Annotated in this window: 14 protein-coding genes and 1 tRNA gene; 1 reads left to right on the top strand and 14 read right to left on the bottom strand. The window is 58.1% G+C overall.

Going from position 1 to position 15,099, the window contains the following annotated elements:
* The 5 genes from AADA04_RS14120 to AADA04_RS14100 form a co-directional block, all read right to left on the bottom strand.
* Positions 1–665, bottom strand: a 665-nt coding sequence (locus AADA04_RS14120) for an outer membrane beta-barrel protein (RefSeq protein WP_340693916.1), incomplete at its 3' end; no start/stop codon positions are given.
* Positions 666–900: 235 nt separating this feature from the next.
* Positions 901–977, bottom strand: a tRNA-His gene (locus AADA04_RS14115).
* A 73-nt stretch (positions 978–1,050) separates the two neighbouring features.
* Positions 1,051–1,593, bottom strand: a complete 543-nt coding sequence (gene nusG, locus AADA04_RS14110; protein WP_340693915.1) for a transcription termination/antitermination protein NusG — start codon at positions 1,591–1,593, stop codon at positions 1,051–1,053.
* A 41-nt stretch (positions 1,594–1,634) separates the two neighbouring features.
* Positions 1,635–1,844 carry a preprotein translocase subunit SecE gene (secE, locus tag AADA04_RS14105; RefSeq protein WP_340693914.1) on the bottom strand — a complete coding sequence of 70 codons (210 nt, stop codon included), beginning with the start codon at positions 1,842–1,844 and terminating at the stop codon, positions 1,635–1,637.
* 166 nt (positions 1,845–2,010) lie between these two features.
* Positions 2,011–2,892 carry an SMP-30/gluconolactonase/LRE family protein gene (locus AADA04_RS14100; RefSeq protein ID WP_340693913.1) on the bottom strand — a complete coding sequence of 294 codons (882 nt, stop codon included), beginning with the start codon at positions 2,890–2,892 and terminating at the stop codon, positions 2,011–2,013.
* A 280-nt stretch (positions 2,893–3,172) separates the two neighbouring features.
* Here AADA04_RS14100 and mazG point away from each other — a divergent pair, with 280 nt between their 5' ends.
* The gene (gene mazG / locus AADA04_RS14095; protein ID WP_340693912.1) at positions 3,173–4,000 is read left to right on the top strand and encodes a nucleoside triphosphate pyrophosphohydrolase; all 828 of its coding nucleotides are present in this window, start codon (positions 3,173–3,175) and stop codon (positions 3,998–4,000) included.
* On the opposite strand, the gene hflX is transcribed toward mazG, so the two are convergent.
* From hflX to AADA04_RS14050, 9 genes are all read right to left on the bottom strand, one after another.
* Positions 3,997–5,280, bottom strand: a complete 1,284-nt coding sequence (gene hflX / locus AADA04_RS14090; protein ID WP_340693917.1) for a GTPase HflX — start codon at positions 5,278–5,280, stop codon at positions 3,997–3,999. The two genes, mazG and hflX, sit on opposite strands and share 4 nt — an antisense overlap.
* Positions 5,281–5,322: 42 nt before the next feature.
* Positions 5,323–5,571 (bottom strand): RNA chaperone Hfq, encoded by a 249-nt coding sequence (gene hfq, locus AADA04_RS14085; RefSeq protein ID WP_034743071.1) that lies wholly within the window; start codon positions 5,569–5,571, stop codon positions 5,323–5,325.
* 83 nt (positions 5,572–5,654) lie between these two features.
* Positions 5,655–7,022 (bottom strand): hypothetical protein, encoded by a 1,368-nt coding sequence (locus tag AADA04_RS14080; RefSeq protein ID WP_340693911.1) that lies wholly within the window; start codon positions 7,020–7,022, stop codon positions 5,655–5,657.
* Positions 7,023–7,065: 43 nt separating this feature from the next.
* Positions 7,066–8,439: a Trk system potassium transporter TrkA gene (gene trkA / locus AADA04_RS14075; RefSeq protein ID WP_340693910.1), complete on the bottom strand. Its 1,374-nt coding sequence runs from the start codon at positions 8,437–8,439 to the stop codon at positions 7,066–7,068.
* Positions 8,440–8,463: 24 nt separating this feature from the next.
* Positions 8,464–9,852 carry a sigma-54 dependent transcriptional regulator gene (locus AADA04_RS14070; protein ID WP_340693909.1) on the bottom strand — a complete coding sequence of 463 codons (1,389 nt, stop codon included), beginning with the start codon at positions 9,850–9,852 and terminating at the stop codon, positions 8,464–8,466.
* Complete coding sequence (locus AADA04_RS14065) at positions 9,843–12,140, bottom strand: ATP-binding protein (protein ID WP_340693908.1); 2,298 nt, start codon at positions 12,138–12,140, stop codon at positions 9,843–9,845. The genes AADA04_RS14070 and AADA04_RS14065 overlap by 10 nt, the downstream gene beginning before the upstream one ends.
* Positions 12,141–12,248: 108 nt before the next feature.
* Entirely contained in the window at positions 12,249–13,625 is a 1,377-nt protein-coding gene (locus AADA04_RS14060) for a sigma 54-interacting transcriptional regulator (RefSeq protein ID WP_340693907.1), read from the bottom strand.
* The gene (locus AADA04_RS14055) at positions 13,618–14,688 is read right to left on the bottom strand and encodes an ATP-binding protein (RefSeq protein WP_340693906.1); all 1,071 of its coding nucleotides are present in this window, start codon (positions 14,686–14,688) and stop codon (positions 13,618–13,620) included. The genes AADA04_RS14060 and AADA04_RS14055 overlap by 8 nt, the downstream gene beginning before the upstream one ends.
* Before the next feature lie 2 nt (positions 14,689–14,690).
* The coding region (locus AADA04_RS14050) for a tRNA-dihydrouridine synthase (RefSeq protein ID WP_340693905.1) at positions 14,691–15,099 on the bottom strand (409 nt) is incomplete at its 5' end.

The raw sequence follows: 15,099 nt of genomic DNA, 5'->3' as shown, positions 1-15,099 counted from the left end.
GCCGAATGCTTGGTCAGATCGCCTTCATAGTTCGTGTAGCCGTGGACGCCGTCCAGATCCATGTCCTCAGCCACAAAATACTTGTAGCCGACATCCATGGTGAGCTTTTCGCTGAGCTTGTAGCCGAAGCCGAGCAAGCCCTGATAAGCTAGGCTGGTATCCGTTCCGGAAAAACCGTTGATCGCAGTCAGGTCCGTTCCTGTTGCGAGTGCAAGATTGCTTCCCTTGGCCTTGGCGCGAATCGCGCCGATGCCGAGACCGACATAGGGCTGGAAAGCGCCTGCGCGGTTGAAATCATAGATGCCGTTCAGCATCAGGTCGGTCGACTGAAGATAACCGTCTGCGTTCGAGACGGCACCCGGCACGACGCCGTTGACGTTCGCTGGAACGCTCAGGTCGCCAGCGCTGTATCCGAGAACACCTTCGATACGAAATCCGTTGTCGAAGCCATAACCAAGGCCGATATCGCCGCCCCAGGACTCTTCCAAGTCCGAGCTGCCGCCCATCGAGCCGACGACGTCCTGAGTTACCGGATCATGGTCCAGACGACCATCAAACGCGTAAGTTGCATCGGCGCGGCCGTACCAACCTTCCTCAGCTTGAGCGACCATACCAGCAGACGCAAACGCGGCCGCGGCTGTCGCGCACATAAGAGCTTTTTTCATACTCGATCCCCTTCTTGTGCCGAATGACGGGATTGTCCTCGACCGCAGGTTCATACGCGCATCGTTGCGCATGGTTCCTGTTAAACTTTTTTATTTGGCACTGCGAGCCATTTTACACACTCGAACACCTAACATCATGGTGTTTTTCAATCAACGCGACCCAATTGCAACAGATTGTTCCCATTTCGTGAAATCCGGCCGGAAATGTCGCGCTGACCTGACAGAAAGTAGGGAATGGTACCGCCTCTCCGGTTTGAACGGAGGACCTCTGGTTCCACAAACCAGCGCTCTAACCAACTGAGCTAAGGCGGCCTATTGTTGGGAGATACAGCCCAATTCCCGACGATTCAAGCATCAGGACGCTGGAAACTGCTATCCCCGCGAATCAGAGCTTCACAACCTGGTCGAACTCCAGATCGACCGGCGTTCCGCGACCAAAGATCGATACAGTGACCTTCAGGCGTCCATTGGCTTCGTCGATTTCTTCGACAGCCCCCTCGAAGCCCTGGAACGGTCCGTCATTGACCTGGACCTGCTCACCAATCTCGAACGATATCTTGGGCCGTGGACGTTCTTCTGCTGAATCGGTCGACGAGCCCAGAATACGGTCAACTTCACGCTGGCGAACAGGGAGCGGCTTCTTGCCCCCGTCCGAACCCAGAAAGCCGGACACTTTCGGCGTGTCCTTGACCAAGTGGTACACGTCATCACTCATTTGCGCTTTCATAAGCACATAGCCCGGGAAAAAGCGGCGCTCGACGGTCTTTTTCTTACCGCGTGCGACCTCGACCACTTCCTCAGTCGGCACCTGAATGTCTTCGATGAGGTCGGATAGCCCCTTACGCTCCGCTTGCTCGAGAATCGAGGCGGCGACCTTCTTTTCGAAGTTCGAATAAGCGTGGACGATATACCATTTGGCTTCAGCCATAGGGCCTGCGCGCTCCTTAAATACGTGTTGTTCGGCCTGTATTACAGGCCAGTGATCGCCTTGACGGCCAAGCTGATGACAGTGTCGGCGGCAAACAGAAACAAGGCGATGAGCACGGACATGATCACCACGAATATCGACGCCTGAATCGTTTCCGGGCGAGTCGTCCAGGTTACCTTGTTCCCCTCTGCGCGCACCTGGCGCACAAAGGTCATGGGTCCAACGCGTTTTTTCTTGTCCTTGTCGGCCATTTCGACACTTTCTTGAAAGGCGGGGGGTTAGCGGTTTTGATCCGCCTCGTCCACGGTTAAAGTGCATACGCTCATTTGTGAAGGCATGTGAGGCCGAAAATCGGCGCGCGCAAGGGTGATTCCGCCCCGAGCCGATACTTCATCCCATGCGCATGATGCGCGGAACCTAGCTGGCCACGCCAAATTGCCGGGCTGGCAATCCTGGAACATCCACGGAAATCGCGAACAGGCTGCCCGAGAGTGGACGGGAATCGAGTGCGGGGAAGCTCATCCCCACACGCGCAGTCGTGATGAACAGGGTTTTCAGGTCGTCTCCGCCAAAGGCGCAGGACGTCGGTCGTGGCGCAGCCAGCGTAATAACCTGGTCCACACTGCCATCAGGACGGTATCTTACGACCCGGGACGCATCCCAGAGGCACGTCCAGAGACAGCCTTCGGAATCAATGGCCGAGCCATCCGGGTAACCGCCGAACTCATATGTCGAGGCGAACACACGGCGGCCCGTCAGGCCCCCGGTGACGGAGTCATAGTCGAAGGCCAGGATTTCCTGTTCCGCACTGTCGCACGTGTAGAATGTCCGACCGTCCGGTGAGAATTGCATCGTGTTGGTGATCATGACCGACGGCAGACGCAGCTGACTGATCTGGCGATCTCCCGATAGGCGGAAATAGCCTCCTTGCGCATCTTTTTCGCGGTCATCCATGGTGCCGAACCAGAATGAACCGTCCGGCGCCACGCCTCCGTCATTCGTACGATTCGTTTCAGGCTCTGCGTCAAGTTTACACCAGCGCTCGTAGGCCTCGGTGGCGGGGTCATAAAGACCGATTTCCTGATCACCTGCCATCAAAAGACAGCCATCGTGCAGCGCGATGGCGCTTGCGCGGATCGGCAGGTCGTAGCGCCGTGTATTCCCCGTCTTGGGATTGTAACGGTGCAGCTTTGCCCGCTTGATATCGACCCACCACAGGAAGCCTTCGGAAGGGCTCCAAACCGGCCCCTCCCCCAAAGCACATCCAGTCGGCGCAACACATTCAGGTGTGATCAACATGCTGCCACCTGCCGATGCTCGTTCAGACGTCTAGGGTAAGGCATCGGCTCAGAAATCCTACTTGGTTCGCGAATCCAGACAATACGCCTGGAATCGCGTGATCCACAGCACACTCTTCCACGCTGACGGCAAAAGCATCAAGGGCCATACGTTGCGCGCTAACGAACCAGCGAGACATGACGTGATTGCGCGGCGCGCCAAACCACAATTGTATCGACGTTTATCAAGGCCGGTCCGCTCGCGCCTTTTTGGCTTCGACCAGCTGCGCTAGGAGATGACAATGACAGCCCCCCTCGACACCGCCTCTTCTGCCTGCGCCTTTCTCAAATTGATCGACGTCATGACCAGGCTGCGCACCCCCGAATCCGGGTGTCCATGGGATCTCGAACAGACTTTCTCGACGATAGCCCCCTATACGATCGAAGAGGCCTATGAAGTGGCTGATGCAATTGAGCGTCGCGACATGACCGATCTGAAGGAAGAGCTTGGCGACCTGCTTTTCCAGGTCGTCTTCCACAGTCAGATGGCTGCCGAAGACGGGGCTTTCGATATCGCCGATGTCACGAACGGAATTGCCGACAAAATGGTCCGGCGACACCCGCACGTTTTTGAGTCGCCGGACGAGCGTTCAGCCGCTGAACAAACCCGTGCCTGGGAGCGCATCAAGGCCGACGAACGCGCGCGCAAGGCAAGCCATGCAAGTCCAAGCGCGCTTGATGGTGTTGCGATGTCGCTTCCCGCCCTGATGCGGGCCGAAAAGCTGCAGAACCGTGCAGCGCGTGTTGGATTTGACTGGTCGGAGGCAGAGCCTATTTTCGACAAGCTGACCGAGGAAACGCTGGAAGTCCGCGAGGCCATTCAATCCGGAATCAGGGACGATATCGAAGACGAAGTCGGTGACCTGCTGTTTGTCGCAGCCAATCTCAGCCGCCGTCTGGATATTGATCCGGAACAGGCGCTACGCCGGGCCAATGCAAAATTCGAAAGGCGGTTCCGGGCCATGGAATCAGAAGCCACGGCAGACGGCGTGAACTTTGCCGATCTGGGGTTGGAAGAACAGGAGGCCTACTGGCAGCGTGTCAAACGCGGCGAGAAGTCGGCAGACTAATCATCAATGCCGATATCCGGGAACTCCGCCTGGAACTGGCCGACACGTTCTATCGGTAGCCGAACGCTCAGGGCGACACGTCCATCTTTGAGGTTGGTTTCCGCGTTGACGTCGCCATGACTGTGTAGCCAAGCGCGGGCGCGCCCATCTTGAGGGCTCAACGTCACAGCCACGTCTCGCCCCCCGCGAAGCAAGGCGTGTTCGATCTCATGGAGCAAGGAATCCATTCCCTGCCCGCGCAGCGCTGACACCAGCACTGCTGGTGTACCAGTATCGCCCCTTGCCGCAATTTCGAGTGCCTCGAAACGCTCAGGCGGCAGGACATCAGACTTGTTCCAGGCTTCAATCATGGGCGGGAGCGGAAGACCGGTCTCCTTCTCGAGCCGCGCAAGCACGATTTCCACGTCCTTCGCCTGCTCGACATCTGCGGCGCTGGACCGATCCCTGACATGAACCAGCAGGTCTGCTTGCATCGCCTCTTCGAGAGTCGCCTTGAAGCTGTCGATGAGGTGGGTTGGCAAGTCCGTTATAAACCCGACCGTATCAATTAGCGCTGCCTCTCCCAGGGTGGGCAGGTCGATGCGGCGGATCGTTGGATCGAGCGTTGCGAACGGCATGTCCTTGGCGAAGACCCTGGCGCCCGAGAGCCGGTTAAACAGCGTCGACTTGCCAGAGTTCGTATATCCGACGAGCGCAATGACTGGCTTGCCGCCCCGCTTCCTGCCGGCGCGCTGGACGGCACGCGTGCGTCGGACGTCTTCGAGGTCACGGCGCAGGCGGACGATCTTGTCGTCCAGCATCCGGCGGTCAGATTCGAGTTGGCTTTCGCCCGGACCCGATAGGAACCCGCCACCTCCGCGCTGTCTCTCAAGGTGAGTCCATGTGCGAACCAGGCGGGAGCGCTCATACAGAAGTCTCGCAAGCTCAACCTGTAGCCTGCCCTCTTTTGTCCGCGCCCGCAGCCCGAAAATTTCCAGGATCAAGCCCGTCCGGTCAATGACCTTGACTCCCAGACGTGTTTCCAGATTTCGCTGCTGAACTGGCGTAAGCGCGCCATCGACGACTGCGACGGTGCAATTGTGTGCTTCAAGGTCCTCGGCAAATCGGTCCAGCAGACCGCCGGAGAAGAGAACAGACGAGTTCACCTTTCGAACGTGATCTGCGTGGAGAAATGCAAGCTCACAGCCCAGTGCTTCGACCAGACCGGCAGTCTCTTGCATCCGCTCTTCCGTCGGACGATTTACAGGTGAAAACCAAGGAATGACCGCGCCGGCAATCACTGGCTCTGGCAAACGATCAATGAGCTTGTCGTTCAAGGGGACCTATTGTCCCTCCAACTCTTCATCAAACAATTGGACGGGCGCGCTTGGCGCAATCGTTGAAATCGCATGTTTGTAGACAAGCTGAGGTGGCCGGCCGTCACCGCGCAGCAGGACACAGAAGTTGTCAAACCAAGTGACCACGCCTTGCAGTTTTACACCGTTCACCAAAAATACCGTCAGCGGCGTACGTGATTTTCTGACAGCGTTCAGGAACGTATCCTGCAAGTTTTGTTTTTTCTCGGAAGACATGGGAGATGGCCATTCCTGCTATTGTTCTTGTTATGTGTCGCGAGCTAAATGGATTGGCGCAATTGTGCAAGTGCGAACACTGCTTATCCGCGCCAAAAACTGGGTGAAAGGGCCGGAATTACTGCCAAAATCTCCAATCTGCCGAGCAACATCGACAGAATAAGCAGACTAGTCGCTCCCCCGTCCAAGTGATCAGTATGGCCGAGCAGGAGCGCCCCGGAATTGGTGAGCCCTCCAATTGAGAGCCGGATCGTGTCTTCGAAAGGCAGGTTCAGGAAGCTGAAACCGATCAATACGGCGAAAACAGCAACGATATATGCAATCAGGTAGACCCACACACCAATGACGCTGCGCTCGTCAAGATCCCGGTCTCTGAAGCGGAATCCCAGCACCGAGCGCCGGTAGCCAAGCTGGCGGAATTCCTGACCGGCGCGTCGCCCCAATACAATCAGGCGCGCGATTTTCACTCCGCCCGCTGCGGACAGCGCCGATCCCCCGATCAGGGATGGAAGCACAAGGATGGGAAGCGGAATTGTATCCCGGACAGGTGAATTGGTGAATGTCAGCCCCGAGGTGGAGAGGTCGGACAAGGCCCAGGCGACTCCGTCGCCGAGCGACACGCCGATGGGAATCACCAGTGCCGCGAACATGGCGATCAGGAACAAAAACGTCAGCGTCTCGGGATCCATGAGCGCCGTACGAGGCTTTCGGTCCTTCAGGGGCAGCCAGACGGCTAAACCTAGAGCTCCGATGATCAATCCAGCGCCGAGAATCAGATTGGGAAACGGCGGAAGCGCGCGTCGACCCAACGCGTAGGGGTCGACCAAGCCTGTCGTTATGGCGCTCACCGAATCTCCAAGCGCCCGGGGAAACGAAACGCCCGTCATGATGAGAAGCCCGAGCAATACGATCATGCACACGACCATCATCGCGAATACCGCGCGCGCGACGCGAGGCACCGCGTCAAAAAAACTGGTTTCAGGTACGGTGAACAAAACCGTCCGGTGAATCCCGGGACCGCCGAGGTTGATGGCCGCCAGTACAGTCGCCGCGGTGGTTATCGACGCGAGCCCGCCAAGAATGTGCAAGACGCCGCGCCAGACAACAAGGCTCGCAGGCCATGAACTTCCGTCCGTCAAGACGACGGTGTGGCCCGTTGTTGTAAGACAGGATGCCGCCTCATGAATCGCATGCAGCACCGAGCGGTCGGCAACTCCGAACACAAATGGCAGGGCTGCAGCGAACGGTGCCACGAACCACCAGATGATCACCACCGCCAAGGCGTCTGACGGGCGCGCTTTTCGTTCCGGTTTGGGGGTCAGTAGCAACACGCTGCTGGCCAGGACGGCGATACCGATCGCCATGACAAGAAAGGCGATAACCTGATCGGTCTCCCCCGTGATGGCGCCAACGAGCGTCGGCAGCAGCGCGCTTCCTGCCAGAATAAGCATGGTCAACGCCAAAACCCGAACGATAGACGCATAATTCATGAGGTCAGAAGAAGTCCGGACTGACCCGGAAGTATTTCTCGACTTTTCGGACCATGCTTTCCTCATAGAAGATTATCAGATGGTCTTCAGCCTGAACGGTAACGTCAGGCCCGGCAATAATGACGTTTCCGTCCCGGATCACCGCTGCGGCGGTGACACCATCAGGAAGATCGTCATAGCCAAGTGTCTTGCCAATGAGCGAGGACGATTCGAGTGTGATCCCCTCGGCCACTTCTGCCAATCCATCTTCGATAGACTGCAGGCCCAGAATGCGGCCCCTGCGCATGCGGAGCAGGATTTGAGAAACGGTAAGTGCGCGCGGATCAAGCACGGCATCCACGCGCATGTCGCGAGCGAGGCCGGCCAGTTCTGATGCGTTGACCAGCGCAAGTGCGCGCTTGGCCCCGGCCCTCTTGGCCAGATTGCAGATTAGCAGGTTCGCTTTGTCGTCATTGGTGATCGCTATGACGAAGTCGGCTTTGGGGGCACCGGCTTCCGCGAGAATTTCCGGACTTAGTCCGTCACCCTGGATCACGATTGTCCGTTTGAGTTCGGCGACGGCCGCGTCGGCACGCTTGACGCTGGATTCCACCAAACGGATACGAATATTACTTTCGCGCTCAAGTGCCTTGGCCACGTAGAGGCCGACGTTTCCGCCGCCCACGATGACGACATGGTCGAGGCGCTCATTGTCACGATTGAATATCGACGTCAGTCGGTCTGCGTGACTGTCGAGGACGGCAATATAGGCGCGATCTTCGGGCTTGAGAACATCGGTCGCCCTGGGTGCGCGGACAGCATCGTTGCGACCGATTCCGACGATACGGGCGGAGAGGTCCGGAAACAGTCCCCGAATCTGGTCGACTGGCGTGTCCAGTAGCGGACTCTTGGCATCAATTTCCAGGCCAAGAAGTTTGATCTTGCCCTTGCCGAAGGTCGCGCTCATCACGGCTCCCGGCGTGCGGAAGCGCTGCAGGATGGCCTCGCCCACTTCGACCTCGGGTGAGATCACCATGTCGATCGGCAGGCCCTCGCGGGAAAAAATGTTCTTCCAGGCCGGGTCGATATAGGATTGATCCCGAACCCTGGCGATTTTGTAGGGAACCGAAAACAGCGTGTGGGCAATCTGGCAGATCACCATGTTGATTTCATCGAAATGCGTGACGGCGATGATCATCTCGCAGTCAGCCGCGCCTGATCGCTTGAGAACGTCGGGGTGCGCCGCATGGCCGGTCACACCCCGGACATCAAGATCCGTAGACACCTGATCCACAAGGTCGGCGTTCTCATCAATGATGGTGATATCGTGCTTTTCCCGCGCCAGCCGACGGGCAATCCCGTGCCCTACGCGGCCTGCACCGCAAATAAGAACGCGCATCTCTTAATGCCTTTCGACGGTCATTCAGCCGTCCTGTCGAGAAAGACCGGAGGCTACGCCCAAAGCCTTTAATTTTCTGTGCAAAGCAGAGCGTTCCATTCCAATGAACTCGGCAGTTCTGGAGATATTTCCGTTAAACCGCGTAATCTGGAGCGCAAGATATTCCCGTTCGAATTGCTCGCGGGCGTCACGCAGGGACAGTCCGACAAGTTCGGCCGAACCTCCTTTGGCATTTTGCATGGCACCCACGGCTGTATCGCGTGGTAATTCGTCAACACTCACAGGTCGACTGGCATCCGACGGAGAGAGTATGAGAATACGTTCCACGACATTGCGAAGTTGCCGAATGTTGCCCGGCCAATCCATGGATTGCAGGACCGCCATGGCTTCGGCAGAGAATGCACGCGGGGTCAGACCCGAAGAGTCCGAAATCCGGTCCGTGAAATAGCTCACGAGATCAGCGATATCGTCACGGCGCTCCGCCAGTGACGGAACCCTCAGCGGGACGACGCTCAGGCGGTAGAACAGGTCTTCCCGGAAGTTTCCTTCCTCGATTTCAATTTTCAGATCTTTGGTCGTCGCCGACATCACGCGCACGTCTACGCTGACATCTGAACGCCCGCCGACGCGTTGGAAACGCTGTTCGGTCAGTACACGCAAAATCTTGTTCTGTGTGCCCAGGGGCATGTCCGCCACTTCATCGAGAAGCAGCGTGCCATTGTGCGCCTTTTCGAACAATCCGACCCGCACCGTGCGACCCTGGTCGTCTTCTTCTCCAAAAAGCGCGCTTTCCATTTGGTCAGGCGCAATGCTCGCCGCGTTCACGACCACAAAAGGCCCGGCCTCGCGAAGCGAATTGCGATGAATGAGGCGGGCGGCGAGCTCTTTGCCGACGCCGGCAGGCCCATTGATCATGACGCGCGAATTGGTGGGCGCGACCTTGTCGATTGACGCTCGCAGATTGGCAGCCGCCTGGCTGTTACCGATCCAGTGTTCGTCTTCGCCTGCCCGATTTCTCAAAGCCGCGTTTTCATACTTCAGCGCGGCGGACTCAATCGCACGCTCAATGAGGTGCAGGAGCCTGTCTGTCTTGAACGGCTTTTCGATGAAGTCATAGGCGCCGCGCCGGATCGCCGCGACGGCCGTCTCGATGTTGCCGTGGCCACTGATCACGATGACCGGGAGGAAGGGATCAATCGATTTCAAATACTTGAGCAGCGACAGGCCATCCATCTGGCTTCCCTGGAGCCAGACATCCAGCACAACGAGACGCGGCGTACGTATGCGCACTTCTTCGATTGCATGCTCTGCCGTGTCGGCCGTTCGAACGGAATAGCCCTCGTCGCTCAGCACGCCAGAGACGAGTTCGCGAATATCGGGTTCGTCATCAACAACCAGAATATCTAACGCCATGGTGCCGGCTCCTCTACACGATCATTTAAGGGAGAATTTTGGGAATGAGTGTTTTCTGATGGGGTATCTTCGCCGTCCATATCGGCACCCCTTGCGGGCAGCCACACGCGCACACGCGCGCCGTTCAGGCCATCCAGACGGTTCTGGAGTGAAATAGATCCGCCATGGTCAGCGATGATGCGGTGGACGATTGCCAGGCCAAGGCCTGTGCCCTTCTCGCGGGTCGTAACGTAGGGCTCCAGCAGACGGTCTCGTACGGCTTCCGGAAAGCCCGGGCCGTTGTCCTCAATCGTGACTTCGACACCCTTTGCATCTTCCGATAACACGACACGAATGTTTCCATCGATATCGGAGTCTTCCGGAAGCCCCTCAATGGCCTCTGCAGCATTCTTCAGGAGATTGCCGAAGGCTTGCCCGAGAAGGCGCTCATCGCCTCGATACATGGCGTCTTCGGAATTTGTTTCGAAGTCGATCTCGACATCCGGGGATACCATGCTTTGCGAAAATCCTGCGCCTTGAAGAAGCGTCCGCATGTTGAAGGGCGCGACGTTGGGCTTCGGCATTCGGGCAAACGAGGAGAACTCCTCGACCATCCGGCCGATATCCCCGACCTGGCGAAGGATAGTCTCGATACAGCGGTCAAACACCCCATCTGAATCGTCAATTACACTGGCATAACGGCGACGAATTCGCTCGGTCGACAACATAATGGGAGTCAAGGGGTTGCGAATTTCGTGAGCGATCCGTCGCGCAACGTCGCGCCATGCGAGTTGCCGCTGTGCGTTCACCAGTCCCGTCGTATCATCAAAAGTGAGGACGCAACCACCGGCTGGGTCCGGCGCTGTTTTCAAGCGAATATGACGGACTTCGCCATTGATGTTCAGATCAATCGACGCATCGACCGGCGCGATGCGTTCAAGCGTGTCGCGCGCGTATCGTTCGAACAATGGTGCGATTGCATCCAAGCTCTGGCCCGGCAGAATCTCATCGACACCCAACACATCAGCCGCAGACCGGTTGGCCAGGGTCACGATCATCTCGCCATCCATTCGGATAACGCCTGCGCTGACCTCAGCCAGCAATGTCTCGACAAACTTCCGCCGATCCTCTTCGTCTTCCCTCGCCTGGATGAGGGCATTGCGCTGCTCGGCAAGTTGCTCCGTCATCGCGTTGAAGGAATTGGTGAGCGCGTAGACCTCGTCTCGCGGACCGGACACCGGCACGCGCACGGTAAGATCCCCATCACGAACCGTGTGCGCGGCAACCGCAAGGCGTCCGATCGGTCCGGTAATTCTCCCGGCAGCTTCCAGGCCAAGGCGACCGGCCAGCAGAAGAATGAGCGCGGCGATCTGGGAATAGCCAATTGCGAATATATATTGCAGGCGTCCGCTGCGCCGCTTTGCATTGTTGTATTGTGCGAGCGCCGCTTCGGCTTCGCGCAGCTGAACGGCGGCATTCTTGTCGAAGTTCTTGACCGCGTAAATGTATCCGTCGAGGGGCTCTTCGATGCGGATCAATGCCGTCGCGATACCTCGGTTCTCATACAGCGTGGTGGCGATATTGCCTGTGTTGGCTTCCTCGAACGCGGACTGCGGCGGCGGGACCAGGATGGGCTGCTGGACGCTTTGCTCAGCAATGAGTTCGACACCGTCCCGGCCCAGCACGGCGATCGTAAGGAATTCACGAAACCCGAGTTCCGACCGCAAACCATCCGTGAAAGCCTTCGAGGCATCCTTGGTCAGGCTGTCTGCATTGATTTCATCGTTCTCGCCGCTTGCCGCCAGCGATGCTTTGACATCGCGCGCGAAGTTTTCGATGTCGAGCGCGGCGAGACGGAGATCAACGTCCAGGGTGCTTTCGTAATTATCGACATAATCCTGGAAAATCTGGGCGTTCTTTTCCATGATCGTGTCAACTCGCTCACCGAGCCAGTTGTCGAGGCCGCGGGAAATGAACGCGCCAATGAACAAGGCCACGATCATGGCTGGTATGAGCGCCGAGAACCCGAACAAGAGGACAAAGCGCTTTGCCAGGCGCCCCTTGCCTTCGCCGCGACCGCTGACCTGGATGGCGAGATATTCTCGGACCACGATCATCGCGAGCACGATGATCACGACAAAATTCAATCCCAGTAGCCAAGGCGTCGCGCCTGCGGTCGGATTATCCGGATCGACGCCTGAAATCGCGATGAATGTGGCAAACACGGCGACGAGCGCAGCAATGATAAAGAGCCCCTCGAAAAGGGCCCAGCTTGCCTTCGTTGCCTGCTGGCTCAATGTGTTCGACACTCGACGTTGCTCTACAGTGGCCACCCCGGCCCCGTTGCTTTCTCGCCACACATTCGTGTCGGTTCAGCAACAGTGGTGCACTAAAAGCACAGTTTCGCGTGCCGTCAATCAGTCTTCTGCAATTCCAAGGGCATTGATCTTCGCCCTGAGCGTGTTCCGGTTCATGCCGAGCAACTGTGCCGCCTTAACCTTATTGCCCGCAGTCACGGACAGGGCGAGCTTGATCAGCGGTCGTTCAACCTGGTCTATGACACGAGAATATACTGAAGATTCATCGGCATCTCCGCCGGCGATCAGGTCGCCCATCACGTATCGGTGCAACAATGTCTCGACGTCTTTTTCAAGACCGGCGCTGACACCTTTTTGCTCGGTAGCCCCTGCCCTGAGCTCCCGCTCAACATCACGCAGCGTGATCGCTTCGTCGGGACTCAAGACCGCCAGACGTAGAATCAAGTTCTCAAGTTCCCTGACATTGCCCGGCCAGTCATAGGCCGTCAGCAAGTCGAGCGCCGATTTGTCCAGCGTTTTGGCCGACAATCCCTGCCGCTGAGCGCGGATCAAAAATGCGCGGGCGAGTTCCGGAATGTCTTCCTTGCGCAATCTGAGCGGCGGCATGGTCAACCGGACCACATTCAGACGGTAATAAAGGTCTTCGCGAAAGCGCCCTTCTTCCACGAGCCGACCAAGGTTGCGCCGGGTCGACGCGATCAACCGCGCGCCCGCCGAGTCCCTCAGCAGTTTCACGAGTTGTGTCTGTGCTTCAGCGGGCAGGTCTCCGATTTCGTCCAGGTAGAGTGTTCCGCCCTTGAGATGAACGGCGCCACCTTCGTCGCTATTGCCGAAAAGTTCCTTGTTGATCTCGCTTGCCGGCAAAGCCGCCAAGTCGAGGGCAACAAACTTGCCCGCCTTGGCGGCGCCCAACTGATGGATCGCCCGCGCTGCGAGTTCTTTGCCGGTCCCACTCTCGCCTTCGATCAGGACAGTGAGTTCAGTGTTCATCACTTTCGCGATGATCCGGTAGACTTCCTGCATCGCATCAGAGCGACCAATCAGCGGCAAACCGGCGTCGCTGATCGCCTTCTGCGCTTCCGGATTCATCGAGCGGCTCGACGATTTTGGTGCAGATTTGAGTGCGCGCTGAACCAGGCTGGACAGCACGTCGATGTCAAACGGCTTGGGCAAATAGTCAAACGCGCCATGCTCGGCGGCAGATGCCGCTGTCAGGATCGTGTTCTGCCCACTCATGACGATGAAGGGGAGCTCTGGCCGCGCCAGTTTCAACGATGGCAGGAGATCGAAGATCGACGTCTCTCCGAGGTACACGTCGGTCACGACGACGTCGCCCTCACCGTTTCGCACCCACCTTTCCAGAGCGTCGGTCGAACTGGTTGCTCGCACGTCGTAACCTGCTGCAACGAGGGTCTGGTTGACGATCAGCCGGATGCTCGCATCATCTTCGGCTAGAAGGACTGTCTTTTCAGCCATGGTCTGCTCCATCTCCAAGAGGTAGCAGCACGGTGAACCGGGTCTTGCCCGGCTCGCTGTCTACCCTGATTTGTCCGCCATGTGCTGTGACGACTTCACTGACAATCGAGAGCCCCAACCCCCGTGCGCCCGACTTCGAGCTTTGAAAAACGTCAAATATTGTTGCCTGGCGCTCACGGGGAATGCCGAGGCCATCGTCTTCGATCGAGACCAGCATGGCCCGGCGCAAACCAGCGCCAAGACGGGCCTGTTTCATCGCAAGTCCGGCGGCATAGGCCGTCCGGATTGTCACCTGGCCCCGCGCGCCACCGTCGATCGCCGCTTCCGCTGCATTCCGAATGATATTGTGAAACGCCTGCTGCAAGTGATCGGCATCGCCAACGATATCCGGCAGGGACGGGTCGAACTCGCGGCGGAACGAGACATTCGAACCAATTGCGGCGGTCTCGGCAGCGATGATTTTGTCGATCAGAGCGTGAATATTGAGCGGTTGCATTCGCGGGGCCGAAAACAACTCGAACGCCGATAACCGGTTCACCAATCGCTCGATCCGCCGCGCTTCGTCCTTGATGATGTCGAGTAGTTCGCTCTGATCCGGTTGCCCCTGGCGATCGAGCAATTGCGCGGCGCCGATTATGCCCGCCAGTGGGTTCTTGACTTCATGGCCCAGTATTCGGCCGAACCCGGCCGCGCCTGCTACGGAGTCATTGCTTTCCCTGGACGGTGTTTCGGACAGCGCAATGACGAACGCCCCTCCGTCAGCGCTTCGGACCCGGACGTCACAAATCGCACGCGTATGCATGCCGGGGCCAGACACTGGCGTACCTGGTGCCGTGATGTCGCCGGCCTGTCGCTGCGCACGATCAACAAGTTCGAACAGCGGTGAGTCGTGATAGATAACTTCGCTCAGCGGACGACCAGCGAGCGCCCGACGGGACATTTTCAGAAGAGACTCTGCCGCAGGATTGGCCTCCAGAATACGGCGGCGCGCATCTATCAGGACAAGTGCAACGGGAGAGAGTTCACCTAGCATGGGCGGTTTCAGGGCTGCCACGGGTGCCATGTCTATGCCGCCTCTAGCAATTGGGGTTTCAGGTAGACCGTCTCGAGGGAGTCGATGAGCCGGTGCGGATCGGCGATCTGGCACATTTCGGCGCGCAGTGACCGGCGTCGGGCCGGCGCCACCGGAATGTCCAATGCATCAATGGCGGCGGAAACATGCTTGCGAACCATCCGCGTGCCCAAGGGCGCGCCATACAGGACGACCGAGTCCCGGATCTGCTCAGAGAGGCTTTCGAATTGTGCAGCGAGATCTGGCGCGACGAAAGGCGTTCCTGCCAGCCCGGCGGCAATCGCGCCTGCGAGCCAGGGCTGGCCCATGGCGGCTCGGCCAATCATGACGCCATGGGCGCCAGACTCGGCGAGCGCAGTTTTGGCATCGGCAAGCGAGCCAATGTCTCCATTGACGATCACA

This window comes from Hyphomonas sp., from assembly GCF_037969335.1.
GTDB lineage: Bacteria > Pseudomonadota > Alphaproteobacteria > Caulobacterales > Hyphomonadaceae > Hyphomonas.
The sequence above is the reverse complement of the archived record's forward strand: the minus strand, read 5'-3'. Positions and strand labels throughout refer to the sequence as shown.